Origin of the sequence: Sphaerisporangium rubeum, assembly GCF_014207705.1 — a bacterium.
GTDB lineage: Bacteria > Actinomycetota > Actinomycetes > Streptosporangiales > Streptosporangiaceae > Sphaerisporangium > Sphaerisporangium rubeum.
Genome location: NZ_JACHIU010000001.1, coordinates 6,888,606 through 6,912,260, shown reverse-complemented (window position 1 = coordinate 6,912,260; position 23,655 = coordinate 6,888,606). Strand labels below are relative to the sequence as shown.

Below are 23,655 nucleotides of genomic sequence, written 5' to 3'. Positions count from 1 at the left end.
GCGGCCGGCGTGAGAGCAGGACGGGACGCGTCAGGACCGCACGCGTGAGGCGCGGACGTCGGCGTCTCTGTCGGCTCGCGCCGGAAGAATGTCGTGTCGCTTGATATTCCTTCTTATACGCAACTGTCGGTTTTGGATCGGCCGTCCACTTTGCGGGTCGGCGGCGGTGATGGGATGAAAGTTTCCGCGGGGGTTGTGCGGTCTGTGCAGACGGCGACGCGTTATAGGGACGGCCGGCCGGACGGTTTCGCGGGGTTTGTTGACGCTTTTCGGTGAGCGTGCTGAGACTGTGTTCTCGTTCCGGTTGAAAGGGACAGACATGAATGCTGGCTCGGGTGGACGGCGTCGGTGGGGTTCCGCGGTGCGGGGGCTGGTGGTGATCGGAACGGCTGTGGTCGTCGGTGCGGGGGTGTGCGCGGGGGCCGGGGCCGCCGATGCGGCGGGGACGCTTGGAGCGGCGGCCGCGGGGTCGGGGCGGGATTTCGGAACGGCGGTGCAGGCCGGCCGGCTGGGTGAGGCCGCTTATGTGGAGACGTTGGACCGGGAGTTCACGTCGGTGACGCCGGAGAACGAGATGAAGTGGGACGCGGTGGAGCCGGCGCGAGGGACGTTCGTGTTCACCGCCGCGGACCGGATCGTCGAGCACGCTCGTGCGCGGGGGATGAAGATCCGGGGACACACGTTGGTGTGGCATCCGGGGCTTCCGGGGTGGCTGACGAACCTGTCGTCCGCCGAGTTCCGGATCGCGGTGAACAATCACATCGCGACCGTGATGGGGCACTGGCGGGGACAGATCGACTCGTGGGACGTGGTGAACGAGGCGTTCCAGGACGGTTCGGGAGCGCTGCGGTCCACCATCTTCAGAAGCCGGCTGGGGGACGGGTACATCGAGGAGGCGTTCCGTGCGGCGCGGGCCGCGGATCCGGCGGCCAAGCTCTGCTACAACGACTACAACATCGAGGACGCCGACGCCGCCAAGACGCGGGCCGTGTACGCCATGGTGCGCGACTTCAAGGAGCGTGGGGTGCCGATCGACTGCGTGGGGGTGCAGTCGCACTTCAACGCCTCGATGCCCTTCCCCGCGAACTACCGGCGCACCATCGAGCAGTTCGCGGCGCTCGGTGTGGACGTACAGATAACGCAGCTCGACGTGGACGGAGGGGCCGCGCAGGCCGCCACCTACCGGGCCGCGGTGGAGGCCTGTGTGGCGGTGCCTCGGTGCACCGGGATCACCGTCTGGGGGGTTCCCGACCACTATTCCTGGCGCGCGCCGAACACACCGCTGCTGTTCGACAGGGACTACCAGAAGAAGCCGGCCTACTTCGCGGTGCTTGAGGCGCTCAACGCGGCAGGAGGTGAGCCGACGCCTGCACCGACGCCGACTCCTTCACCGACTCCTACGCCGACACCGACGGTCACTCCGGTGCCGGTGAGCTGCCGGGTCACCGCGGAGCTGTGGGCCCGGTCGCGGACGGGGTACGTCATCAAGCCGGTCACGGTGCGCAACACCGGCAGGGCCGCCGTGTCCGGCTGGACGGTGACGTTCACCCTGCCGCAAGGTCATGTCGTCACCGGGTCGTGGGACGCGGTGCTCACCGTCGCCGGCGGCACGGTGACGGCGAGGAACGCCGGTCATAACGGGACCCTGGCCCCCGGCGCCACCGCGACGTTCGGTTTCCAGGTCCGCCGGGCCTCCGGCGGCACCGCGCTGCCTTCCGGCTACGCCTGCCGGGCCGGCTGAGGCCGGACGACGCAGGCCGTTCCCGGCGACGACCGGGAACGGCCTTGACGGTCACCAGCGCAGGGGGACGGTGGCCAGGTAGTCGCCGAGGCGGCCGGCGATGATCTCGTGGTCGTGGGCCGACGGGTGCCAGTGGCAGCCCATGTAGTCGAGGTCGGTCTCGGGGTAGTACCAGTGGCGGATGCGCTGGTCGCCGCGCGCGTTGCGTTCGCGCACGATCTGGCGGGTGAGGTCGGCGTACGCGGTGGTGCCGGACACGGCCGTGGCGCTGACCACGATGGTGGTGCCCGGGCCGTAGCGTGCGCGGAGTTTGTCGAGGAAGGCGTGGTAGGCGGTGCGGTACGCGGCGGCGAGGGTCTCGGGGGTCCACGGCTCGCCGGGGTTGACGGCGGTGGAGAAGTCGTTGATGCCGAGGCCGATCACGATCAGCTGGGGCCGCCAGGACGGGTCGCGCCAGACGTCGCCTTCGACGTCGAGCAGGGCCCGGTCGTAGTAGGTGCGGTAGTCGGTGCCGGGTTCGATGCCGTTGTAGTTGCGCACCATGCCGCGGCCGGAGAAGGCGTTGATCTGGTAGTCGGCGCCGAGGCGTCGCGCGGCGAGCGCGGCGAAGCTCCGGTCGGCGTTGGTGGTGCGGTTGACCTGGTCTTCTGTGCAGTCCCGCGTGGTGGACATGTTGCCGTACCCGGCGGTGTAGGAGTCGCCGATGAACTCGATCTGCCGGTGGCGCGCGGGGGGTGCGGGGAGGATCGTGCCGCCGGGGACGGGGACGAAGCCGCCGAACGTGCTGGTGGCCCCGGGGCTTTCCGAGCGTTTGACGAGCCGCACGCTGTGCACGCCGTTCCTGAGGCCGCGCACCCAGTACGTGGTGCGGCCGGGGGTGACCAGGGTGGCGGTGGCGGCGCCGTCGATCTGGACGTCGTAGTCGGCGGCGGTGTCGTCGAGGACGACGCCGACGCCGGTGCCGCGGAAGCGGCCTTCGAAGTAGACGCCGGGCCAGCTGTACCGGACGGAGCCGCCGCCGTCCTTCACCCGGCCCGCGGTGTGCGCCTTGGCGAGGACGCCGGTGGACGGGTGGGCCGCGTGTGCGGTGCCGGGAAGCAGGGTGGCGCTCACAAGAACGGCCGCCACCGCGGTCACACGTAAGGGTCGCACGGTTCTCCTTCCCACGGCGTGGCCGTGGTCGCTCGACGGAGGCTGAGGGGAGAGATCGACAGGAGAAGGCGTCACGGACGCCGATGGGACCGGCTGAACGTAACCAGCGGAACCGGACGGCACAACGCTTGATCGTGTGCCGGTAGGGCGATGTCGGCCTCACCACGGGGAACGCGACAGCGCCGCGCCGACCGGGTGAAATGAGCTGAAACAGCGGCCGTGATGAAACTTTCGACAAGGTGTTTCGCGGTTCCTGCAGCAAGACATGATGGTGGCGGCCTATGGGGGCCGAAACGTTTCAGTCGTATGTTGACACTTTTCAGCGGGCCTCCACACACTGTCTCCCTGGGCGGCGCTTCTCATGCCTCGCCCCGGTGGCCGGCGACGTGTCCGGCGGCGTCTCCAGGCCTTCGAGGGGGACGTCGCGGCGGTCGTGCGCCGCCGATGTCCCCCCCGATCTGTGTTCCAGTGGAGGAACAGGCATGATCGATAACGCCACCCCGCGTGCCGCGGGTCGCCGGCTGAGCCTCGGCGTCCGCAGCGCGCTCGTCATCGGAACAGCCGGTGTACTGGCCGCCGGCCTGGCCACGGTCGTCACCGCGCCGGCCGGCGCGGCGGAGAGCACGCTCGGTGCCGCCGCCGCGCTGAGCGGCCGGTACTTCGGCACCGCGATCAGCACGAGCCGGCTCGGCGACTCGCAGTACACGACCATCGCGAACCGTGAGTTCAACATGGTGACCGCCGAGAACGAGATGAAGATCGACGCCACCGAGCCGAACCGGGGGCAGTTCAACTTCACCAACGGCGACCGGGTCTACAACTGGGCCGTGCAGAACGGCAAGCGCGTCCGCGGCCACACACTGGCCTGGCACAACCAGCAGCCCGGCTGGATGCAGTCGCTGTCCGGCAGCAGCCTGCGCCAGGCCATGATCGACCACATCAACGGCGTCGTCGGCCACTACAAGGGCAAGATCTACGCCTGGGACGTCGTCAACGAGGCCTTCGACGACAACAACGGCGGCCGCCGCGACTCCAACCTCCAGCGCACCGGCAACGACTGGATCGAGGTCGCGTTCCGCACCGCACGCGCCGCCGACCCCGCCGCCAAGCTCTGCTACAACGACTACAACATCGACAACTGGTCCTGGGCCAAGACCCAAGGCGTCTACAACATGGTGCGCGACTTCAAGTCACGCGGCGTGCCGATCGACTGCGTGGGCCTGCAGTCCCACTTCAACAGCCAAAGCGCCTACAACAGCAACTACCGCACCACCATCAGCAGCTTCGCCGCGCTCGGCGTCGACGTGCAGATCACTGAACTGGACATCCAGGGCGGCTCCGCACAGACCTACGCCAACGTGGTCAACGACTGCCTGGCGGTGGCCCGCTGCGCCGGCATCACCGTCTGGGGTGTCCGCGACAGCGACTCCTGGCTCGGCGCCAACACCAGCCCCCTGCTGTTCGACAGCAACGGCAACAAGAAGGCCGCCTACACCTCGGTCCTCAACGCGCTCAACAACGCCACCCCCAACCCGACCCCCACGGTGACCCCCACCGTCACCCCGACGGTCACACCGACGGTGACCCCGACCGTCACCCCGACTGTGACGCCGACCGTCACGCCGACGGCCGAACCCGGCGGATGCAGTGTGACGGCCACGACGCAGACCCAGTGGCAAGGCGGATACGTCATCCAGCCGGTCACGGTGCGCAACACGAGTGGTTCGAACATCAGCGGATGGACGGTGACCTTCTCGCTGCCGTCCGGCCAGAACCTCGTCGGCTCGTGGAACGCCAACATCTCCGGCAGCGGCACCATGACCGCCAGGAACGCCGGCTACAACGGCTCCCTGGCGCCGAACGGCACCACGACGTTCGGCTTCCAGGTCGCCAGAGGCGGCAGCGACAGCCAGATCGCGGGTAACTTCACCTGCAGCGCCGGCTGATCTCGACCCCTGGTGCGCGTCCCGGGAGAACCCCGGGACGCGCATCGTCGTCATTTCCGCAGGTCGCTGTCGTCCAGCTTCGCGGTCTCGCTCTCGTTCATCTTCGCGGTGTCGCGCGGCTCCACGTACGGCTCCGCGGCCTCCGGGTGGCCGGCCGCGATGGCGCGGCCCCTGGCCAGTTCGGCGTCGAACTCGACGCCGAGGAGCACCGCGATGTTGGTGATCCACAGCCAGACCAGGAAGACGATGACTCCGGCCATGGCGGCGTAGGTCTTGCTGTACGAGGCGAAGTTGGCGACGTAGAAGCCGAAGGCCGCAGAGGCGACGATCCAGGTGACGACCGCGAGGATGCTGCCGGGGGTGACCCAGCGGAAGCCGGGGTGACTGACGTTGGGTGCGGCCCAGTACAGCAGAGCGAGCACCAGCGTCACCACGATCACCAGCACCGGCCACTTGACGATGTCCCAGATGGCCACCCCCGTCTGGCCGATGCCGAGCAGCCGTCCCGCCTGGTCGGCGAGTGAGCCGGTGAACACGACGGCGACGGCGCCGGCGGCCATGAGGACGACCAGGACGGCGGTGATGCCGAGGCGCAGGGGAAGGGTCTTCCAGATGGGCCGTCCCTCCGGCATCTCGTACATGACGTTCGAGGCCCGCATGAAGGCCGCGACGTATCCCGAGGCCGACCACAGCGCGACCGCGACGCCGATGGCGGTCGCGATCCCGGCGGCCTGCTTGCTGCCCTGCAGAGCGGCGAGCACCGATTCGATGATCTCGCGTGCGGCCCCTGGCGCCAGCGCGCCGAGGTTGTCGATGAGCGGCCCGGTGGCCGACTGGCCGAACAGGCCGAGCAGGGACACGACGGCGAGCAGCGCCGGGAAGATCGACAGCACCGAGTAGTAGGTGAGCGCGGCGGCCCAGTCGGTGACCTTGTCCTCGCGGAACTCCTGGACGGTGCGCTTCAGGACCCCCCACCACGACCGCCGCGACAGTTCCCCCGGCCGCTCGGGACCCTGGTCGCCGTTCGGTGGTGTTCGTTCGCTCATCGGCCCCTCCCGCGCGTCCGTGTCCTCGGCTTCGGCGGCTACCCCGAAAGGTCTTTACCGAACCCGCTGGTCGCGGGTGGTGATACCGGCGGATCCGGGGGAAGCGGTGGGGTGCAGATCCGGCCGAGCACAGGGAGGGACGCGGGATGGACGCCATCGTTCTGCTGAAGGAAGACCACAAGACCGTCGAGAAGCTGTTCAAGGAGTTCGAGAAGGCGGGGGAGAAGGCGTACGCCGAGAAGAAGCGCATCGTGGAGAAGGTCATCGAGGAGCTGACCACCCACGCGTACATCGAGGAGCAGATCTTCTACCCGGCGGCCCGCGCGGACGCACCGGACACCGACGACCACGTGCTGGAGAGCGTCGAGGAGCACCACGTGGTGATGTGGATGTTGTCGGAGCTGAAGGACCTCGACCCGAAGGACGAGCGGTTCGACGCCAAGATGACGGTGCTGATGGAGAACGTGCGGCACCACGTCGAGGAGGAGGAGCAGGAGTGGTTCCCGCAGGTGCGTGAGGCGATGGGCCGCAACCGCCTGCAGGAGCTCGGGGAGCAGATGGCCAAGGCCAAGGCCGACGCGCCGTCCGACCCGCTCAAGGTGGGAAGCGCCGCGAAGTAGCCGCGGGTCATCTCCGTCTCTACTGATTGTGCATATTCCTCTGCTTACGGTGACGACTGGGGCCGAAAGGGAAGGAGTCAGGCGTCAAGTGTCACCACACAGGGGGGCCGGATGATCAAGGCGTTGCACAAGATGGGGATCCGCTCCGGGATGATGTACACGGCGGGGATCATGTCGGTGGGAGCGTCGTTCCTGTCGTGGGTCCTGTCCAAGGAGTACGAGCAGGACATCGCGCGTGCCGACCGCTGGGGCCTGTTCGTGGGGGAGTGGGCACCGACCTTCTTCGCGATGGGCCTCGCGCTCCGCTTCGAGGAGCAGCGGCAGGAAATGATGATGTCCGGCATGGTCGAGCCGGGTTACGAGGAGACGGGTGGCGCGGACGAGCGCATGGCCCGCCGACTCGGTGGCCGGGCCACCGCGCGCACCTAGCGGGGCTCAGCGCGGCGGACGGGTCGCACCGACCCGTCCGCCGCTGCGCGTTCAGTGAGAGGCGACGTAGGTACGCGGTCGCAGCGCCTGGCCGCGCAGCGCGGTCAGCGCGGCGGCGCGGCCCACCTCGGTGAGCTCGGCCATGTGCGGCTGGTCGGCGCGGCCCGCGTGGGCCGGCGAGGTGCACAGGTGCAGCGCGTGCAGACGGAAACACAGGTCGGTCAGCGCACCTTCGACGTCGCCGGGGGTCGCGGTGCGCAACCCCTCGCCGGTGACGACCTCGGCCACCCGGTCGGCCAGCGTCGCGCAGGTCAGCGGGCCGCCGCCGGTGAGCAGCATCAGGCCGGCCTCGCGCACCGACGTCTCCAGCTCGCGCTCCCCCGGCGCCAGCAGCGCGGACGCCGCCGCCTGCCACATCGCGGCCGGGTCGTCGAGCAGCCGCCGACCGGCCGCGGTGATGGTCAGCGCGCCACCGGCGCGCCGCACCGCGCGCATCTCGTGCTCGGCGATGCGGTGCAGCGTGTCGAGCGCGCCGCTCTCGGCGCCGGTCCAGCCGAACCGCTCGGCCGCCACGGCGGCGAACGGCGCGGCGGCGTCACGCGAGGGGAGCACCAGGCCGCCGGGCAGCGCGGCGGTTTCGAGCAGCAGGCGCAGCGCGGTGAAGTGTGCTCCCTCAGGCGCGGGGATGGGTGCGTGCAGCCGCACCTCGAACGGCTGGGCCAGCTCCCTGCGTGCCGCGCCGCGGCCGAGCACCCACCGGTTGAGGCGTTCGCCGTGCACGCGGTCCACCCAGTTGTCCCCGCCGAGCTCGGTGCGCGGCGCGGTGAGCCAGCGCCGGGTGAGGGCCTCGGCGCGGGGTTTCCACCCGCTCGTGGCGGGCCGCAGGTCACCCGCCACCACGGCGAGCTCCAGCGCCGCCGAGCAGGCGACGTGCGCGCCGAGCTCCTCGGGCCCCATGATCGAGCTCCAGCGGAGCTCCGGCACGTCAGGCGGCAGGACACCGGTGGCGTTCAGCGCGCGCTGGTACGCGGCGGCGCCGGCCTCCTCGCCTTCCATCTCGTACGTGCGCAGGATGCGCGACGTGGACGGCGAACCACAGATCGCGGCGTAGCGGTCGAGACCGCCGAGCCGGAGTAAGCGGCCGAGCGCGGCGGCCACGGCCGCGTGATCGTCCTTGACCTTGACCGGCAAGGTGTACCAGAGGAACTCACACACATCGAGCTGCGTGACGGTCTGGAGCGGCTCACCACCGGTGAGCCACTCGACGGCCACCCGCGCGCGGTCGGCGGCGGCGGGGGCGACGCGTTCGAGCTCGGTCAGGAGCGCGGCGACGTCGGGTGCGGGCATGTTTCGCAGTCTGCCGTATAGGCCCGGGCCCTGACGACGGCTTCCGCCACGGACGATTTCCACGTCACCCACCTGATGAAGAACGGTAATACGGAGCTGCCGGTGCGCACCCCGGCGTCATATCCAGCGGTCGAGCAGCATCCTGCTGTGCCAATCCTCGTAGGGAATGATCTCGCCGGTGAGCACGGGGTGCAGCCACCAGAAGTTGATCAACGCCAGCAGGACGAACGCGCCGGTCACGGCCGCGCCGGCGGCCCTGCGCGCCGGCGGCGCCGCCAGCGGGCCGATGACGAGCCCGGCGACCAGCACGATCGCCAGGATCATGAAGGGGATCATGGGGGCGGTGTAGAACAGGAACATCGTGCGGTTGTCGGTGATGGCGTAGTAGAACCACGGCAGCCAACCGACCGCGTACGCCAGCAGCACGCCGCCGGGCCGCCAGTCGCGGCCGGAGACGTACCACGCGATCAGGCCGACCAGCGCGGCGACCGCGCCGTACCAGATGACCGGGGTGCCGACGCCGAGCACGGCCTGGGAGCACTTGTCGGCGCCGCAGCCGGTGGGGCTCTCGTAGAAGAACGCGACCGGCCGCAGCAGCAGCGGCCACTCCCAGGGCCGCGACTGGTAGGGGTGTGAGGAGTCCAGGCCGGTGTGGAAGCTCAGGACCATCCACTGGTAGTCCCACCAGGAGCGCAGCGAGCTGAACACGAAGTACGCCGGACCGCTGGAGGTGGCCTCCGACCAGTTGCGGCCGTAGCCGAAGGCGGTGGCGAACCAGCCGGTCCAGCTCGCCATGTAGGCCAGCACGGGGACCACACCGAGGCTGAGGGTCGCGGCGGGGACGTCCAGGCGGAGCGCGCCGCGGTACGGATAGCGCAGGCCGATGGCGCGCCGTGCGCCAGCGTCCCACATCACGCTCATCACCGCGAACGCGACCAGGAAGAACACACCGCTCCACTTGGTGGCGCACGCGGCGCCGAGGCACAGTCCGGCGCCGATGCGCCACCACCGCACCCCGAGGCGCGGACCGGTGTCGCTCAGCGCCGACGTCTCGTACCAGTCGGCCAGCCGGGTGCGCGCCTGGTCGCGGTCGGCCACCAGGCAGGCGAATCCGGCGAGGACCCACATCATCAGGAAACCGTCGAGCAGCGCCGTGCGGCCGAGCACGAACGCCAGCCCGTCCACGGCGAGCAGCAGGCCCGCCATGCAGCCGAGGATCGTGGAGCGCGTCATGCGCCGCGCCACCCGCGCGATCACCAGGATCGAGATCACGCTCACCACGGCGGCGGCGAACCGCCAGCCGAACGGGTTGGCCCCGAACAGCCACTCACCCGCGCCGATCATCCACTTGCCGAGCGGCGGGTGGACGACGTAGGACGCGCACTCGTGGATCTTGTCGGGAGCGCAGCGCTGCCAGATGTCGGGGTTGCCGGCGAGCAGGACCTTGTCGGCGTCCTTGACCGCGACCCGCTCGACACCCCACCGCACCAGGGACAGCGAGTCCTTGGCGTAGTAGGTCTCGTCGAACACGATCGCGCGGGGGTTGCCGAGGTCCTTGAACCGCAGCACCGCGCCGAACGCCGCCACGATCAGCGGCCCGGCCCACCCCCACATGGCGCTGCCGCTGAACGGCGGGACCAACCGGTCGCGCACGGAGCCCGGCGGAGCCGGGTCGTCCTTCGGCTCCGGCTGCTCGAAGTCCTGGTTAGGGTAGTCCGTCACGGCCACCCGCACATCGTACGGGGCCGTCTCTACGGCCAACCTAAGAAACACCTCTAACGGCCCCAATTGGGGGAGTCGAGGCGGAAAGTAGCCCACATATGACCTCGGGTCCCATGGGAGAGGATGGACGGGTGAGCGGGAACGGCAGGCTGGTGCTCGCGGGAGCCCCCATCGGCCGGGTGGACGACGCGTCCGCGCGGCTGCGTGACGCGCTCGCCGCCGCCGACGTGGTGGCCGCCGAGGACACCCGCAGGCTGCGCCGGCTGGCCGCCGACCTCGGGATCACGGTCGGCGGCCGGGTGGTGTCGTACTACGACGCCAACGAGGCCGTGCGCGCCGAGGAGCTGCTCGGCGCGCTGCGCGGCGGCGAGACCGTGCTGGTGATCACCGACGCCGGCATGCCGGGGGTCTCCGACCCCGGGTACCGCCTCACGCGGCTCGCGGTGGACGCCGGCATAGAGGTGACCGCGCTTCCCGGGCCGTCGGCCGTGACGACGGCGCTCGCGGTGTCCGGGCTGCCGTCCGACCGGTTCTGCTTCGAGGGGTTCCCGCCGCGCAAGGCCGGTGAGCGCGCGCGGCGCCTCGCGACGCTGGCCGACGAGCGGCGCACCATGGTCTTCTTCGAGGCGCCGCACCGGCTGGCCGCCACCCTTGAGGCCATGGCGGAGGCGTTCGGCCCCGGCCGGCCGGCCGCCGTGTGCCGCGAGCTCACCAAGACCTACGAGGAGGTCCTGCGCGGACCGTTGTCCGAGCTCGCCGGCTGGGCCGCCGGGGAGGTGCGCGGCGAGATCACCTTGGTGGTCGCCGGTCACGATCCCGGAGAGACGCCTCCCGACATCGGGGAGCTGGTGGCGGAGGTCGCTCGCATGCAGGAGGCCGGGGTGCCGCGCAAGCAGGCCATCGTGGACGTGGCGCGGGCCGCGGGGGTGCCGCGGCGCACTTTGTACGACGCCGTTCATGGCGCCGGTGGCGTTCGCCCTGCTTAGAGCGGTACGGCATCACGAGGCGCAAAGATCCTCTGGTTGAGTGGGCCTCATGCCCTTTAAGGTGCGCAGGTGGCTCTTCGTGCCTTCCCCCGGCGGATTCCCGGCGTGTCGCGTTTTTTCGCTGATTCCGCGGCTCCTCCTGACCAGGCGTCCCCGTCCCCGGCGTCGGTGCGCGACCGTCTCGTCCCGCCGTTCCAAGGCAGCTTCCTTTGGGGATGGGCCGGTCCGCTGCTGGTCACGGTGTTCGCGGCGGTCCTGCGCCTGTACCGGCTCGGCGAGCCGAAGGCCGTGGTCTTCGACGAGACCTACTACGCCAAGGACGCGCTGTCTCTGCTGCGGTACATGGTCGAGCGGACCACCCTCGGCTCCAGCGATGACCCCATCGCCGACCGGCGGCTGATCGAGGGCGGCACCGACCTGTGGGTGAAGTGCGCGCCGGACAACCTCGATCCGTGCGCGCTGTACGTGGCGCACCCGCCGCTCGGCAAATGGATGATCGCCATCGGTGAGTGGATCTTCGGCTGGACGCCGTTCGGGTGGCGGTTCGCCGCCGCGATGGCCGGCACCGTCTCGGTACTGATCATCGCGCGGGTGGCGCGGCGCATGACGCGCTCCACGATCCTCGGCTGCATGGCGGGCCTTCTGCTGGCGCTCGACGGCATGGCGTTCGTGCTCAGCCGCACGGCGCTGCTCGACGGCTTCCTGATGCTGTGGGTGCTCGCCGGGTTCGCCTGCCTGGTGGCCGACCGCGACCAGGCGCGCACCCGGCTGGCCGACTGGTACGAGACGTCGGCGCTGAGCGACACCGGTCCGCGCCTCGGGGTGCGGTGGTGGCGCATCGGCGCCGGACTGTGCCTCGGCGCGGCCTGCGGCATCAAGTGGAGCGGTGTGTTCTTCCTGGTCGCGTTCGCGGTGATGAGCGTGATGTGGGACGCCGGCGCACGGCGCGCCGTCGGCCTGCGGCGGCCCTACCGCGGCGCGCTCGGCCTCGACGTGCCGCCGGCGTTCCTCGCCTTCGGCGTGGTCCCGGCCGCGACGTACGTGCTGAGCTGGTTCGGGTGGTTCTCCTCGGCGCTCGGCTGGGGCCGCAACTGGTCGGAGGCCACCTCGGCGGGGCCCGCGTACTTCGTGTTCAGCTCGCTGCGCTCGTGGTTCTCCTACCACTTCCAGGTGCTCGGCTACCACACCGGGCTGAGCTCGTCGCATGCCTACCAGTCGTGGCCGTGGGAGTGGCCGCTGCTGGCGCGGCCGGTGGCGTTCCACTACAAGAGCCCGCCATGCCCCACCGGCACCTGCTCGGAGGCGGTGATCGGTGTCGGCACGCCGATCATCTGGTACGGCGCGGTGGTCGCGCTGGTCGGCCTGATCGCCTGGTACTTCTCCAGCCGGGACTGGCGCGCCGGCGCGGTGCTGCTGGCGTACGCGGCGGGCTGGCTGCCGTGGTTCTACTACGCCATCACCGACAAGCGCACGATGTTCGCGTTCTACACGGCCCCCATGATCCCCTTCATGATCCTGGCGATCGTGCTGATCGGCGGCCTGCTCATCGGGCCCGCCGGCGTCGCCTCCAACAGGCGGGCCGCCGGCGCGGCGGGGGTCGGCGCGTTCATGCTGCTCGCGCTGATCAACTTCTGGTGGCTCTACCCGGTGCTGTCCGCCGAGACCATCCCGTACGACGACTGGTACCGCCGCATGCTGTTCCGTAGCTGGATCTAGCTCTCGGGCCGCCGCCTGCGCCATCCGTGGCGCAGGGTGACGGCGGCGGCGAGGAACGCCACCGGCATCGCCGGCAGCAGGTAGCGGTAGTCGAACTCGGCGGTGGCGGCCGGGGCCACCACCAGGGCCGCCGCCGCCACCCACGGCAGCAGCGCGGGCCCGCCGAGCGTGCGCCAGCGCGCCACCAGGCCGGCCGCCGACACCAGCAGCGCGAGACCGAGCACGAGGCCCGGCAGGTAGGCGAACCGCTGGTAGCGCTCCATGATCGTGGCCCAGGGCCAGTAGACGCGGGTGCTGGCCCGGCCCTGCTCGTACGCCACCATGTCGCGGTCGACCGTCCCCTTGTACGACGGCCACGACGGCGGCGACTTCAGCAGCCGCACCGGGTCGCGCGCGCTGACTCCTCTGGCGTCGAACTGGTACTGGTTCCAGGTCAGCGCGTCGGGGAACACCGGCCGGTCCCAGCGGAAACTGCGCAGCAGGTCGCCGGTCACGGCGTCGAGGTAGTCGCCGGGCTGGGCCAGGATGGCGCGCTTGGCGAACCGGCTCGCCGTGTCGTTGATCGACCGGTCCCACTTGTCGGCACCCCAGCGGTGCAGCACCTCGCCTTCGCCTTTCCACCACAGGTAGAGCTGGGAGAACTGGCTGCGCGCGATGCTCGGGTTGTTGCACAGCGGGATCAGGTCCTGCTCGCGCTGCAGATCGGGTTTGATCTTCTTGCAGTCGGCGAACTTGGCGGTGCGCATGTACATGATCAGGCCGTCGCTCTGCGTCATCGCGAACTGGCCGTGCACCGCCGAGAACCACCCCATGTAGGCGATGACCGGCACGGCGCACGCCGTCACCATGGCGAGCACAGGCTTCCAGCCGGTGCGCTTGACCAGCATGTACACCGCGACGACGGCGAGGATCGGCAGGCCGATGCTGCGCGTCAGCGCCGTGAGGGCCATCAGCAGGCCGACCGCGACGCCGACCTTCCACGACATCGTGCGGTGCCACAGCACCATGGTGATCACGGCCACGATGAGCAGCGTGAACATGGTGTCCGACATGATCAGCTGTTCGAGCTGGATCTGGTAGGCGTCGAACAGCACAGGCGCGGCGGCGAGCGTGGCACCCCAGTCCGGCAGGCCAAATTTGCGCCTCAGGAGCGCATAGATCAGCACGGCGGTCGCCAGGCCCATCACGTGCTGCGTAAAGACCACCAGAGCGAAGCTGTGGAAAGGCTTGAGCGCCAGCAGCCAGAAGCCGTACCCGTCGGGCCGGATGGGGTGGGGCCGCAGGTGGAGCGCCACCGAGACGTACTCGTAGGAGTCGTTGAACCACATGGCCGGCCGGTAGCCGAGCATCGTGATCACACGCAGCGCGGCGCCGAGCGTGACGGCGATCACGAACAGCCTGCGCCGCCGCAGGAAACCGAGCAGTCGCGTGCCTCTGCCGGTCGCGGACGCGCCGGCGTTCGCCTGTTCGGCAACGGTCACCATGGATTACAGGATGCCAGCCGTTTCGGAGACTTGACCCGAGCACCGGAGGGCAGGGGGCATCATGGTTGGACTACTCAGCCGATGATCGAGGCACGAACGAGGGGTTTCGTCGTGGAACTGACCGTGGTCATGCCATGCCTGAACGAGGCGGAGACCGTCGAGACGTGCATCCGCAAGGCATTGGCGTGCATGGCCGAGCACGGCATCGACGGCGAGGTGGTGATCGCGGACAACGGCAGCACCGACGGCTCGCAGCAGCTCGCACGTGACGCCGGTGCCCGTGTGGTGCACGTCGACGCCAAGGGGTACGGCAACGCGCTGATCGGCGGCATCCGCGCCGCGCGCGGCCGGTACGTCATCATGGGGGACGCCGACGACTCCTATGACTTCACCGCGCTGCTGCCGTTCGTCGAGCAGCTCCGCGACGGGGCCGACCTCGTCATGGGGAACCGCTTCCGCGGCGGCATCGCGCCTGGCGCCATGCCTCCGCTGCACAAGTACCTCGGCAACCCGGTGCTGTCGTTCGTCGGCCGCCTGTTCTTCCCCAGCAAGATCCGCGACTTCCACTGCGGGCTGCGCGGGTTCCGCCGCGACTCGATCCTCAACCTGGGGCTCCAGACCGGTGGCATGGAGTTCGCCAGCGAGATGGTCGTCAAGGCCACGCTGCAGGGCCTGGACGTCCGCGAGGTGCCGACCACGCTCAGCCCCGACGGCCGGTCCCGGCCGCCGCACCTGCGTTCCTGGCGGGACGGCTGGCGTCACCTGCGCTTCCTGCTGCTGTACAGCCCGCGGTGGCTGTTCCTGATCCCCGGCGCGGTGCTGATGTGCCTCGGGCTGGTCGCGGGTGCGGCGCTGACGTTCGGGCCGGTGTACATCGGCAAGCTCGCCTTCGACGTCGACACGCTCGTCGGTGCGTCGGCGATCGTGGTGATCGGCTTCCAGGCCCTGCTGTTCGGCCTGTTCACCAAGGTCTACGCCGCCGAGGAGGGCTTTTTGCCGGAGGACCGCCGGGTGCGGCAGCTCGTCGACATCGTCACGCTGGAGAAGGGCCTGGTCGCCGGCGGGCTGCTGGCGCTCGCGGGTCTCGGCGGGCTCGTCGCCTCGCTGGCCCACTGGCAGGTGCGCAACTTCGGTCCGCTGATCCCCGCCGAGTCGCTGCGTCTGGTCGTGCCGTCGGCCACCGCGCTGATCATGAGCTTCCAGACCATCTTCGCGGCCCTGTTCATCAGCATCCTCGGCATCCGCCGCACCAAGGAGACCCCGGCGGACGTCGCCGCCTCCGCCGCCGAGGAGGCCGCGCAGGCCGTCCGGCGCGAGTCGACCCCCGCCTGACGACACGCTGACGACACGCCTGAACCACCGGGGCCTCGCCACGGCCGTCCACAGAACCGGGTAATCGGTTCGATGAGCCATGGCGGGGCCTCTAGTCTTGGTGGCATGTCCCAGCACATCTTGACCGCCGTCGCGTGGCCGTACGCCAACGGCCCCCGCCACATCGGGCACGTCTCAGGTTTCGGCGTGCCGTCCGACATCTTCAGCCGCTACCAGCGGATGGCGGGCAACAAGGTGCTGATGGTCAGTGGTACCGACGAGCACGGCACCCCCATCCAGGTGCAGGCTGACAAGGAAGGCGTGACGGCCCGCGAGCTGGCCGACCGCTACAACCGGGTGATCGCCGAGGACCTCACGGCCCTCGGCCTGTCCTACGATCTGTTCACCCGCACCACCACCGAGAACCACTACGCCATCGCGCAGGAGATCTTCAAGGGCCTCCACGCCAACGGCTACGTCTTCCCGCGCACCACCATGGGTGCGGTCTCCCCCACCACCGGCCGCACGCTGCCCGACCGCTACATCGAGGGCACCTGTCCCATCTGCGGGTACGACGGCGCGCGCGGCGACCAGTGCGACAACTGCGGTAACCAGCTCGACCCGGTCGACCTGATCAACCCGCGCAGCCGCATCAACGGCGAGACGCCGAAGTTCATCGAGACCGAGCACTTCATGCTCGACCTGCCGGCGTTCAGCGAGGCCCTCGGCACGTGGCTGCAGTCCAAGCAGGGTGAGTGGCGGCCCAACGTCCTGAAGTTCTCGCTCAACCTGCTCGGCGACCTTCAGCCGCGCGCCATCAGCCGCGACCTCGACTGGGGTGTGCCGATCCCGCTGGACGGCTGGCGCGACCGTGAGGACAAGCGGCTGTACGTCTGGTTCGACGCCGTCATCGGCTACCTCAGCGCGTCGATCGAGTGGGCCCGCCGCTCCGGCGACCCCGACGCGTGGCGGCAGTGGTGGCAGAACCCCGAAGCGCGCGGCTACTACTTCATGGGCAAGGACAACATCGTCTTCCACTCCGAGATCTGGCCGGCGATGCTGCTCGGCTACAACGGCGAGGGTGCGCGCGGCGGCACACCGGGGTCGCTCGGCAGGCTGGAGCTGCCGTCGGAGGTCGTGTCCAGCGAGTTCCTCACCATGGAGGGCCGCAAGTTCTCCTCCAGCCGCCAGGTCGTCATCTACGTGCGCGACTTCCTGTCGCGCTACGACGCCGACGCTCTGCGGTACTACATCGCGGTGGCCGGCCCGGAGAACCAGGACACCGACTTCACCTGGTCGGAGTTCGTCAACCGCAACAACGGCGAGCTGGTCGCGGCGTGGGGCAACCTCGTCAACCGCTCCATCTCGATGGCCGCCAAGAACTTCGGCGCCGTCCCCGGGCCCGGCGACCTCACCGACGCCGACCGTGCGCTGCTGGCCCGCAGCCGCGCGGCGTTCCCCGCCGTCGGTGCCGAGCTCGGCAGGTCCCGGTTCAAGAACGCCGTCACCGAGGCGTTCGACGTCGTGCGCGACGCCAACCGTTACCTCGCCGAGCAGGAGCCCTGGAAGCTCAAGGACGACCCCGAGCGGGTCAAGTCCATCCTCCATGTGGCGCTCCAGGTGGTGGACGACGCCAAGACGCTGCTGACGCCGTTCCTGCCGACGTCCTCCAACAAGATCCACGCCATGCTCGGCGGCGAGGGGGTCTGGTCCGGCATGCCGGCCATCCAGGAGGTCGACGAGGACGGCGGCCCGGCCTACCCGGTGATCACCGGCGACTACACCGGCGCGGCCACGTGGGAGTCGCGGCCGATCCGGCCCGGCACTCCGCTGGCCCCGCCGACCCCGCTGTTCCCCAAACTCGACCCCAAGATCGTGGACGAGGAACTGTCCCGGCTCGGCCAGTGACCATGCGCCTCACCTGCTCGCGTCCCGCCGGAGCGTCGCGCTCCGCCTGCTCGTGGCTCACCGGAGCGCTCGGGTGAGCCGCGACACGACGCCACCCCCCGTCCCGCCGCCGCTGGACGGGGAGGTGTTCGACAGCCACTGCCATCTGGACATCATGGTGGGGGAGCGCCAGGCCTCCACCGCCGATCCCGCCGGCACGGCGGCCCAGGCGACCGGCGTGACCGTCCAGGACATCCTCGGCGCGGCCCGCTCGGTCGGGGTGACCCGGCTCGTCACCATCGGGTACGACCTGCGGTCCTCCCGGTGGAACGCCGCGACCGCGCGGGACGTCGAGGGTGTCTACGCCGGGGTGGCCGTCCACCCCAACGAGGCGCACCACGCCACACCGGAGACCCTCGACGAGATCGAGCGGCTGGCCCGCGAGCCCCACGTGCGCGCCGTCGGCGAGACCGGGCTCGACTACTACCGCGACTGGTCGCCGAAGCAGGCGCAGCACGCGTCGTTCCGCGCGCACATCGAGATCGCCAAGCGCACCGGCAAGGCTTTGGTCATCCACGACCGCGACGCGCACGAGGACGTCCTGAAGGTCCTCGCCGACCAAGGCGCACCGGACGTCGTGGTCTTCCACAGCTTCTCCGGCGACGCCGACTACGCCGGCCGGTGCGTCAAGGAGGGCTACCACCTGTCCTTCTCCGGCCCTGTCACCTACAAGAACGCCACCGCGCTGCGTGAGGCCGTCCAGGTGACCCCGCCGGAGCTGATGCTGGTCGAGACCGACGCGCCGTACCTGCCACCGGTCCCGCACCGCGGCAGGCCCAACGCTCCCTACCTGATCCCGCTCACGCTGCGCCTGCTGGCCGAGCTGAAGTCGCTCACCGAGGCCGAGCTCGCCGCCACGATCAGCGCCAACGGCGAGCGGGTCTTCGGCGCCTGGTAGGCCGCGCGGATCAGCCCTGTGCCTGTGGGCCGCGCGGACCACGCGGCGTCCGTCACCCTCCTACGGCGGCGCCGAAGTCGGCGGGAAGCGGATCTTTGGCGGCGGGACCGAGCACGCGGGGGGTGGCGTCCGGCGCGAACAGCGTCAGAGCGCCGGTCCCGGCGGACTGGTCCGGTGACCCCACGAGCAGGGTCGTCGCCGCGGACAGCCTGTCGGAGACGCCGGCCGTGCCGAGCGACCAGCCGAAACGGTCGTGCGCGGCTGATTCAGGCGGCGAGAGCATGAGGATCGGCGCGTCGCCGGTCACGGGGATCCGGCGGACGGCCCCGCTCTCCTCGGCGTCCCGCGACTCGAAGGGGCTGCCGACGGCGAGTGCCAGACCGTCGGGGGTGTCGACCATGGCCAGGGACCAGCCGAACGCCGATCCCTCGGTGAGAGCGTCGAGGCCGTCCACGCCGGGACGGATGGTGCGCGCCGGCGCGAGCACGCCGTTCTTGCCGGCCTGGAAGAGTTGCACGACACCGGTGTGCGGTGCGCCGGGAACGCCGGCGAGCGGCGCGCTGACGGCGAGGTAGGGGTTGCCTCTGTGCTCGACGTAGGCGAGCGCGTGGCCGAAACGGTCACCCTCGGCTTCCTTCACCCCGCGCGCGGACTCGGTCAGCGTCCATTTGGCGGCCGACAGCGCGCCGTCCGGGGTGACGTCGAACAGGACCTCCACGGCCCCGGAGTTGTCGGTCCCCGTGCTGCCTTTCTGCTTCCCCGCGCCGTCGTTGTTCTCGTACGGGGTGCCGATCGCGATGTCCAGCGTGCGGAGCTTGCCGCCGAGCCGGCCGACCGCCAGCGACCAGCCGTACAGGTCGCCTTCCTCGCTGTTGCCGATGACCCCTTCTGCCTCCTGGGTGATCCTGCGCGGCTTGGCCGGCTCCGGGCCCTGGTAGACGTACACGGCGCCGGAGTCGGTGGTGTCGTCGGCGTCCTCGTACGGCGCGGCGACCACCAGGGTCGCCGGCTGTCCCGGGATCCGGCCGGCCGCGACGGACCAGCCGAAATGCGCGTCCCGTTCCGGCGAGGACGCCGTCAGTCGCACCGGTTCCCGGCCCGCGCCGCCGTAGAAGACGTACACCGCTCCGGCCCCCGCCTCGCCGTCCACGGTGGCGTACGGCGCGCCGACCACGACGTCCATGCAGCCGTCGTCGTCGAGCTGCTGGGTGCGGACCGACCAGCCGAAGGCGTCGCCGGCCGCCGCGTCCGGCGCGGTGAGCACGGCGCCTGTCCCGTCCCCGAGCGGCAGGACGTGGACCGCGCCGGCCCCGCGCAGTCCTTTGACGACGGCCAGCGGGTCGCCGGCGACGACGTCCGGCCTGCCGTCGCCGTCGAAGTCCGCGGCCCCCGCGCACGTGGCGGTGCGCGCGGCACCGGGGGGTGCGCCGGAACCCGCGACCAGCAGCGCCGCCGCGAGCAGGGTCGTCAGGACAGAGCGCGTGTTCACAGCCGTACCTCGATCGTCTTGCCGCCGGAGTCGAACGTCAGCGTGGCGGGCCGGCTCGCCGGTGCCAGGTCGTAGACCAGCACACCGTCCACCTTGGCGCCGGGTGGCATGGCCGAGGGGAACGCCGTGGAGACCTGCGAAGGCCGGTGCTCGGCCCCGCCGTCGTCCACGAGCGCAGGCGGCTCGGCCGAGATCTCGGCCCGCGTGCCGCCGGGGTTGGTGAGCGTCCACGCCACCACGCAGAACCGTCCCTCCTGCGGTGTGGCCCCCTGGTAGGTGGTCAGGCCGCACCGAGGCGCGTCGGGAACGGCGAACTGCGCTCCGGCGTACGGAGCCGCCAGGGGGAACCAGCGGGCCACGTCGGTGACCCGCGCGGGTGCGACGACCTCTTTGCCGGACGCTGTGCTCGCCGCCGCGCTCGCCCCGACGTTCCGGCCGTCCGGCTGGTCACGCCGCACCACGATGATCGACAGCACCGCGGCCGACACGACGACGGCCCCGACGACGGCGAGCACCGGCAGCAGCCATCTGCGTCCCCGCCGACCGGGACCGGTCCCCGCCGCGGTCGGCACGGTCGGCGCGGTCGGTACGGTCGGCATGGTGCCGGTCACCGGCGGCCGCGTCTCCTCGACGGCGGGCCGGTACGCGGGGGCACCGGCCGGGTACGTCGCCGGATCGGTCACCGGCCGCTGGGCCGCGACGCCGGCCGGGTACGGCGGGGGTTCGGCCGCCGGCCGCTGCGCGCCGACGCCGGCCTGGTACGGCGCCGGATCGGCCACCGGCCGCGGCGTGGCGGCGCCGTACGGCGCCGGTGGGGGAGTCGGCGGGTCGGGGTGGGCCAGGTTGGCGGGGGGCTGCCAGGACTCCAGCAACTCGCTGGCGACCAGCGTGGGGGCCTGCGGCTGCGCGACCAGGGTCGGCGGGTCCAGCGGCACCGGCGATGCGCCGCCGACCAGCGCGATCAGCAGCTCCTGCGCCGTGGGCCGCCTGGCGGGGTCGGGGCCGGTGGCCATGCGCACCAGGTGGCCGAGCGGCGCAGGCAGCTCGCCGAGGTCGGGACGGCCGTTCAGCACCCGTGACGCCAGCGTCATCATGTCGCCGCGGCCGTAGGGGTGCCGTCCGTTCCCGGCGTACGCCACCAGGCACCCCCAGGCGAACACGTCGGCCGCCGGGGTGATCTCCTCGCCGCGCACCTGCTCGGGGGCCCACCACCCGGGGCTGCCGAGCAGCTCGCCGGACCGGGTCACGCCTTGCGTGGCGTCGAGCGCACGCGCGATGCCGAAGTCGATGACCCTCGGCCCCGACATGGACAAGATGACGTTGGCCGGCTTGAGGTCGCGGTGCACCAGCCCGGCCACGTGGATGGCGGCGAGCGCCGCGGCGACGCCGAGCGCGACGCCGTGCAGCGTGCCGGCCTCAAGCGCGCCGTACCGGGAGATCTGCCGCGACAGAGGGGTGCCGGGGATGAACTCGGTGATCATGTAGGGCCGGCCGTCGTCGGCGTTGCCGTTGTCGAGCACCTGCGCGGTGCAGAACGACGCGACACGCCTGGCGTTGGACACCTCGGTGTGGAAGCGGGCCGCGAAGCCCTCGTCCACGGTGAACTCGGCCTTGACGACCTTGACCGCGACGAGCCTGCCGGTCCCCGGTGTCTCGGCCAGATAGACCGTTCCCATGCCACCTTCGCCGAGCCGGCCGCGCAGCACGTACGGCCCGATCCGTTCGGGATCGTACGGGCGCAGGGGCTGCGCACCGGTGGGGTCCATTGACGACGCCTCCTCGGGGGCTAAGGGCGTGGTCACGTTAACCATGCCCACTTTCCTCTGGCTTGAAGATCGGTTGAGACGGGTGGGACGTCCGAGGTGGTCCGTCGCCTGCCTCATCGAAGTCTTCGATGCGGGACACTGGGTGGATGGGGAGCTCAATTGTGGACCTGCTCGGGCCCTCGGAAATACGTCACCTGGCGGACAGGCTCGGCTTACGGCCGACCAAACGGCTCGGGCAGAACTTCGTCATCGACGGCGGCACCGTGCGGCGCATCGCACGCCTCGCCGAGGTGGCCTCCGATGACGTCGTGATCGAGGTCGGGCCCGGCCTCGGCTCCCTCACGCTGGCGCTGCTCCCCGAGGCACGACAGGTGGTGGCCGTCGAGATCGACCCCGTGCTCGCGCGGCAGCTTCCGCTGACCGTGGCCGAGCGAGCGCCGTCGCTGGCCGGCCGGCTCACCGTCGTCGAGGCCGACGCGATGCGGGTCCAGGCGGAGCGGCTCGGCGCCGAGCCGACCGTGCTCGTGGCCAACCTGCCGTACAACGTGGCGGTGCCGGTGGTGCTGCACCTGCTCGACGAGCTGCCGTCGCTGCGCGGCGGCCTCGTCATGGTGCAGTCCGAGGTGGCCGAGCGCATGGCGGCCGGTCCCGGCTCCAAGGTGTACGGCGTGCCGTCCGCGAAGGCCGCCTGGTACGCCGGGGTGCGCAGGGCCGGCGCGGTCGGCCGCACCGTCTTCTGGCCGGTGCCGAACGTCGACTCGGGGCTCGTGGCGTTCACCCGCCGCGACCCGCCGCCGACGTCGGCCACCCGCGAGCAGGTGTTCGCCGTCGTGGACGCCGCCTTCGCGCAGCGCCGCAAGACGCTGCGCGCCGCGCTCGCGGGCTGGGCCGGTTCGGCGGACGCCGCGGAGAAGGCCCTGCGTGCCGCAGGGGTGGACCCGTCGCTGCGCGGCGAACGCCTCGCCATCGGCGACTTCGCGCGCGTCGCCGAGCACCGGCCCTGATCGCGTCGTTCCTCCCGGCGGGCCGGGTCGCCGACTACGATCGGTGCCTGTGACTTCCGTGACCGTTCGCGTGCCGGCCAAGGTCAACCTGCAGCTCGCCGTGGGTCCCCGGCGGGACGACGGCTACCACGACCTGGTGAACGTCTTCCAGGCCGTCTCGTTGTTCGACGAGGTCACGGCCACCACAGGTCCCGGCGCGGGTGGGCCGCTGACCTCGGGTGACGTGACCGCGAGCGTGGTCGTCGAAGGCGAGGCCGCCGACCAGGTCCCTCTCGACGCGACCAACCTCGCGGTGCGCGCCGCGTTCGCGGTGGGTGCGCGGGCTGGCCGTCCGGTGGACGTCGCGCTGCGCATCCGCAAGGCCATCCCCGTGGCCGGAGGCATGGCGGGAGGCAGCGCGGACGCCGCGGCGGCGCTGGTCGCCTGCGACGAGCTGTGGGGCCTCGCGCTGCCGAGGGACGAGCTGATGGACATCGCCGCCGATCTCGGCAGCGACGTGCCGTTCGCGCTGCTCGGCGGCACGGCGGTCGGCACCGGCCGCGGCGAGCGGCTCACCTCCCTCGCCGGCGGCGGCGAGTACCACTGGGTCTTCGCGCTCGCCGACGGCGGCCTGTCCACGGCCAAGGTGTACGCCGAGTGCGACCGTCTCCGTGAGGCCACCGGCGAACCGGCCGCCTGGCCCGAGGCCTCGGCACGCCTGCTCGCCGCGCTCGAGGCCGCCGACGCCAAGGAGCTCGGCGAGTCCCTCACCAACGACCTCCAGCCGGCCGCCGTGCTGCTCCACCGGCCCCTGTCGCGCACCCTGGCGGCGGGCCGTGAGTACGGCGCGCTCGGCGCTCTGGTGTCCGGCTCCGGCCCCACCTGCGCGTTCCTGGCCGGTTCCGCCGACCACGCGCGGGAGCTGGCGCTGGCGCTCGACGTGGCCGGTGTGTGCCGCGCCACCGTCACCGCGCGCGGCCCGGTCCCCGGCGCCACCGTGATCGGCGCCACCGCCTGAGCCGGGGCCACGCGCGCCGGTGAAGGCCCGCGAGAGGCCCACTAGGCTTTGAGT

18 protein-coding genes are annotated in these 23,655 nt (G+C 71.1%); 11 read left to right on the top strand and 7 right to left on the bottom strand.

What is annotated here, in order from left to right; translation table 11 throughout:
- The first annotated feature begins 361 nt into the window (after positions 1–361).
- Positions 362–1,741: a glycoside hydrolase family 10 protein gene (locus BJ992_RS33390; RefSeq protein WP_343072921.1), complete on the top strand. Its 1,380-nt coding sequence runs from the start codon at positions 362–364 to the stop codon at positions 1,739–1,741.
- Positions 1,742–1,792: 51 nt separating this feature from the next.
- Here BJ992_RS33390 and BJ992_RS29215 read toward each other — a convergent pair whose 3' ends face one another.
- On the bottom strand, positions 1,793–2,893 hold the full coding sequence (locus BJ992_RS29215; RefSeq protein ID WP_221475028.1) for a GDSL-type esterase/lipase family protein: 1,101 nt from the start codon (positions 2,891–2,893) through the stop codon (positions 1,793–1,795).
- Between the two features lie 482 nt (positions 2,894–3,375).
- Between BJ992_RS29215 and BJ992_RS29210 the strand changes: the two genes are divergently transcribed.
- Complete coding sequence (locus BJ992_RS29210; RefSeq protein ID WP_246496815.1) at positions 3,376–4,839, top strand: glycoside hydrolase family 10 protein; 1,464 nt, start codon at positions 3,376–3,378, stop codon at positions 4,837–4,839.
- 50 nt (positions 4,840–4,889) lie between these two features.
- On the opposite strand, the gene BJ992_RS29200 is transcribed toward BJ992_RS29210, so the two are convergent.
- Positions 4,890–5,885 (bottom strand): YihY/virulence factor BrkB family protein, encoded by a 996-nt coding sequence (locus tag BJ992_RS29200; RefSeq protein WP_184986444.1) that lies wholly within the window; start codon positions 5,883–5,885, stop codon positions 4,890–4,892.
- A gap of 146 nt (positions 5,886–6,031) precedes the next feature.
- Between BJ992_RS29200 and BJ992_RS29195 the strand changes: the two genes are divergently transcribed.
- Positions 6,032–6,505, top strand: a complete 474-nt coding sequence (locus BJ992_RS29195) for a hemerythrin domain-containing protein (protein WP_184986442.1) — start codon at positions 6,032–6,034, stop codon at positions 6,503–6,505.
- Positions 6,506–6,616: 111 nt separating this feature from the next.
- Positions 6,617–6,934, top strand: coding sequence for a hypothetical protein (locus BJ992_RS29190; protein ID WP_246496814.1), 318 nt, complete (start codon positions 6,617–6,619; stop codon positions 6,932–6,934).
- A gap of 51 nt (positions 6,935–6,985) precedes the next feature.
- Here BJ992_RS29190 and BJ992_RS29185 read toward each other — a convergent pair whose 3' ends face one another.
- Positions 6,986–8,281, bottom strand: coding sequence for a hypothetical protein (locus tag BJ992_RS29185; protein ID WP_184986440.1), 1,296 nt, complete (start codon positions 8,279–8,281; stop codon positions 6,986–6,988).
- Positions 8,282–8,398: 117 nt separating this feature from the next.
- Positions 8,399–10,003, bottom strand: a complete 1,605-nt coding sequence (locus BJ992_RS29180) for a dolichyl-phosphate-mannose--protein mannosyltransferase (RefSeq protein ID WP_343072920.1) — start codon at positions 10,001–10,003, stop codon at positions 8,399–8,401.
- Between the two features lie 113 nt (positions 10,004–10,116).
- Here BJ992_RS29180 and rsmI point away from each other — a divergent pair, with 113 nt between their 5' ends.
- Both rsmI and BJ992_RS29170 read left to right on the top strand, forming a co-directional pair.
- Positions 10,117–10,989 carry a 16S rRNA (cytidine(1402)-2'-O)-methyltransferase gene (gene rsmI / locus BJ992_RS29175; protein WP_184986436.1) on the top strand — a complete coding sequence of 291 codons (873 nt, stop codon included), beginning with the start codon at positions 10,117–10,119 and terminating at the stop codon, positions 10,987–10,989.
- 69 nt (positions 10,990–11,058) lie between these two features.
- On the top strand, positions 11,059–12,705 hold the full coding sequence (locus BJ992_RS29170) for a dolichyl-phosphate-mannose--protein mannosyltransferase (protein ID WP_343072919.1): 1,647 nt from the start codon (positions 11,059–11,061) through the stop codon (positions 12,703–12,705).
- Here the strand turns inward: BJ992_RS29170 and BJ992_RS29165 are convergent.
- Positions 12,702–14,189, bottom strand: a complete 1,488-nt coding sequence (locus BJ992_RS29165) for a hypothetical protein (RefSeq protein ID WP_184986434.1) — start codon at positions 14,187–14,189, stop codon at positions 12,702–12,704. The genes BJ992_RS29170 and BJ992_RS29165 overlap by 4 nt on opposite strands.
- 111 nt (positions 14,190–14,300) lie before the next feature.
- Here BJ992_RS29165 and BJ992_RS29160 point away from each other — a divergent pair, with 111 nt between their 5' ends.
- The 3 genes from BJ992_RS29160 to BJ992_RS29150 all read left to right on the top strand — a co-directional run bounded on the left by BJ992_RS29160 (position 14,301) and on the right by BJ992_RS29150 (position 18,345).
- Positions 14,301–15,521 (top strand): glycosyltransferase, encoded by a 1,221-nt coding sequence (locus BJ992_RS29160; protein WP_184989262.1) that lies wholly within the window; start codon positions 14,301–14,303, stop codon positions 15,519–15,521.
- A 105-nt stretch (positions 15,522–15,626) separates the two neighbouring features.
- Positions 15,627–17,408, top strand: coding sequence for a methionine--tRNA ligase (metG, locus tag BJ992_RS29155; protein WP_184986432.1), 1,782 nt, complete (start codon positions 15,627–15,629; stop codon positions 17,406–17,408).
- Between the two features lie 73 nt (positions 17,409–17,481).
- Positions 17,482–18,345 carry a TatD family hydrolase gene (locus BJ992_RS29150; protein WP_343072918.1) on the top strand — a complete coding sequence of 288 codons (864 nt, stop codon included), beginning with the start codon at positions 17,482–17,484 and terminating at the stop codon, positions 18,343–18,345.
- A 52-nt stretch (positions 18,346–18,397) separates the two neighbouring features.
- Here BJ992_RS29150 and BJ992_RS29145 read toward each other — a convergent pair whose 3' ends face one another.
- Both BJ992_RS29145 and BJ992_RS32350 read right to left on the bottom strand, forming a co-directional pair.
- Positions 18,398–19,834, bottom strand: a complete 1,437-nt coding sequence (locus BJ992_RS29145) for an FG-GAP repeat protein (protein WP_184986430.1) — start codon at positions 19,832–19,834, stop codon at positions 18,398–18,400.
- Positions 19,831–21,600, bottom strand: a complete 1,770-nt coding sequence (locus tag BJ992_RS32350; protein WP_221475025.1) for a serine/threonine-protein kinase — start codon at positions 21,598–21,600, stop codon at positions 19,831–19,833. The genes BJ992_RS29145 and BJ992_RS32350 overlap by 4 nt, the downstream gene beginning before the upstream one ends.
- A 146-nt stretch (positions 21,601–21,746) precedes the next feature.
- Between BJ992_RS32350 and rsmA the strand changes: the two genes are divergently transcribed.
- Positions 21,747–22,604: a 16S rRNA (adenine(1518)-N(6)/adenine(1519)-N(6))-dimethyltransferase RsmA gene (gene rsmA / locus BJ992_RS29135; protein WP_184986428.1), complete on the top strand. Its 858-nt coding sequence runs from the start codon at positions 21,747–21,749 to the stop codon at positions 22,602–22,604.
- Between the two features lie 49 nt (positions 22,605–22,653).
- Positions 22,654–23,601, top strand: coding sequence for a 4-(cytidine 5'-diphospho)-2-C-methyl-D-erythritol kinase (locus tag BJ992_RS29130; RefSeq protein ID WP_184986426.1), 948 nt, complete (start codon positions 22,654–22,656; stop codon positions 23,599–23,601).
- Positions 23,602–23,655 lie beyond the last annotated feature (54 nt).

What these genes read in the sequence shown, in the direction of transcription:
- BJ992_RS29200 (WP_184986444.1), bottom strand. Translation starts at nt 5,885, where the DNA reads ATGAGCGAACGAACACCACCGAACGGCGACCAGGGTCCCGAGCGGCCG.
- BJ992_RS29195 (WP_184986442.1), top strand. Translation starts at nt 6,032, where the DNA reads ATGGACGCCATCGTTCTGCTGAAGGAAGACCACAAGACCGTCGAGAAG.
- BJ992_RS29165 (WP_184986434.1), bottom strand. Translation starts at nt 14,189, where the DNA reads ATGGTGACCGTTGCCGAACAGGCGAACGCCGGCGCGTCCGCGACCGGC.
- BJ992_RS29190 (WP_246496814.1), top strand. Translation starts at nt 6,617, where the DNA reads ATGATCAAGGCGTTGCACAAGATGGGGATCCGCTCCGGGATGATGTAC.
- metG (WP_184986432.1), top strand. Translation starts at nt 15,627, where the DNA reads ATGTCCCAGCACATCTTGACCGCCGTCGCGTGGCCGTACGCCAACGGC.
- BJ992_RS32350 (WP_221475025.1), bottom strand. Translation starts at nt 21,600, where the DNA reads ATGGACCCCACCGGTGCGCAGCCCCTGCGCCCGTACGATCCCGAACGG.
- rsmA (WP_184986428.1), top strand. Translation starts at nt 21,747, where the DNA reads ATGGGGAGCTCAATTGTGGACCTGCTCGGGCCCTCGGAAATACGTCAC.
- BJ992_RS29210 (WP_246496815.1), top strand. Translation starts at nt 3,376, where the DNA reads ATGATCGATAACGCCACCCCGCGTGCCGCGGGTCGCCGGCTGAGCCTC.
- rsmI (WP_184986436.1), top strand. Translation starts at nt 10,117, where the DNA reads ATGGGAGAGGATGGACGGGTGAGCGGGAACGGCAGGCTGGTGCTCGCG.
- BJ992_RS29185 (WP_184986440.1), bottom strand. Translation starts at nt 8,281, where the DNA reads ATGCCCGCACCCGACGTCGCCGCGCTCCTGACCGAGCTCGAACGCGTC.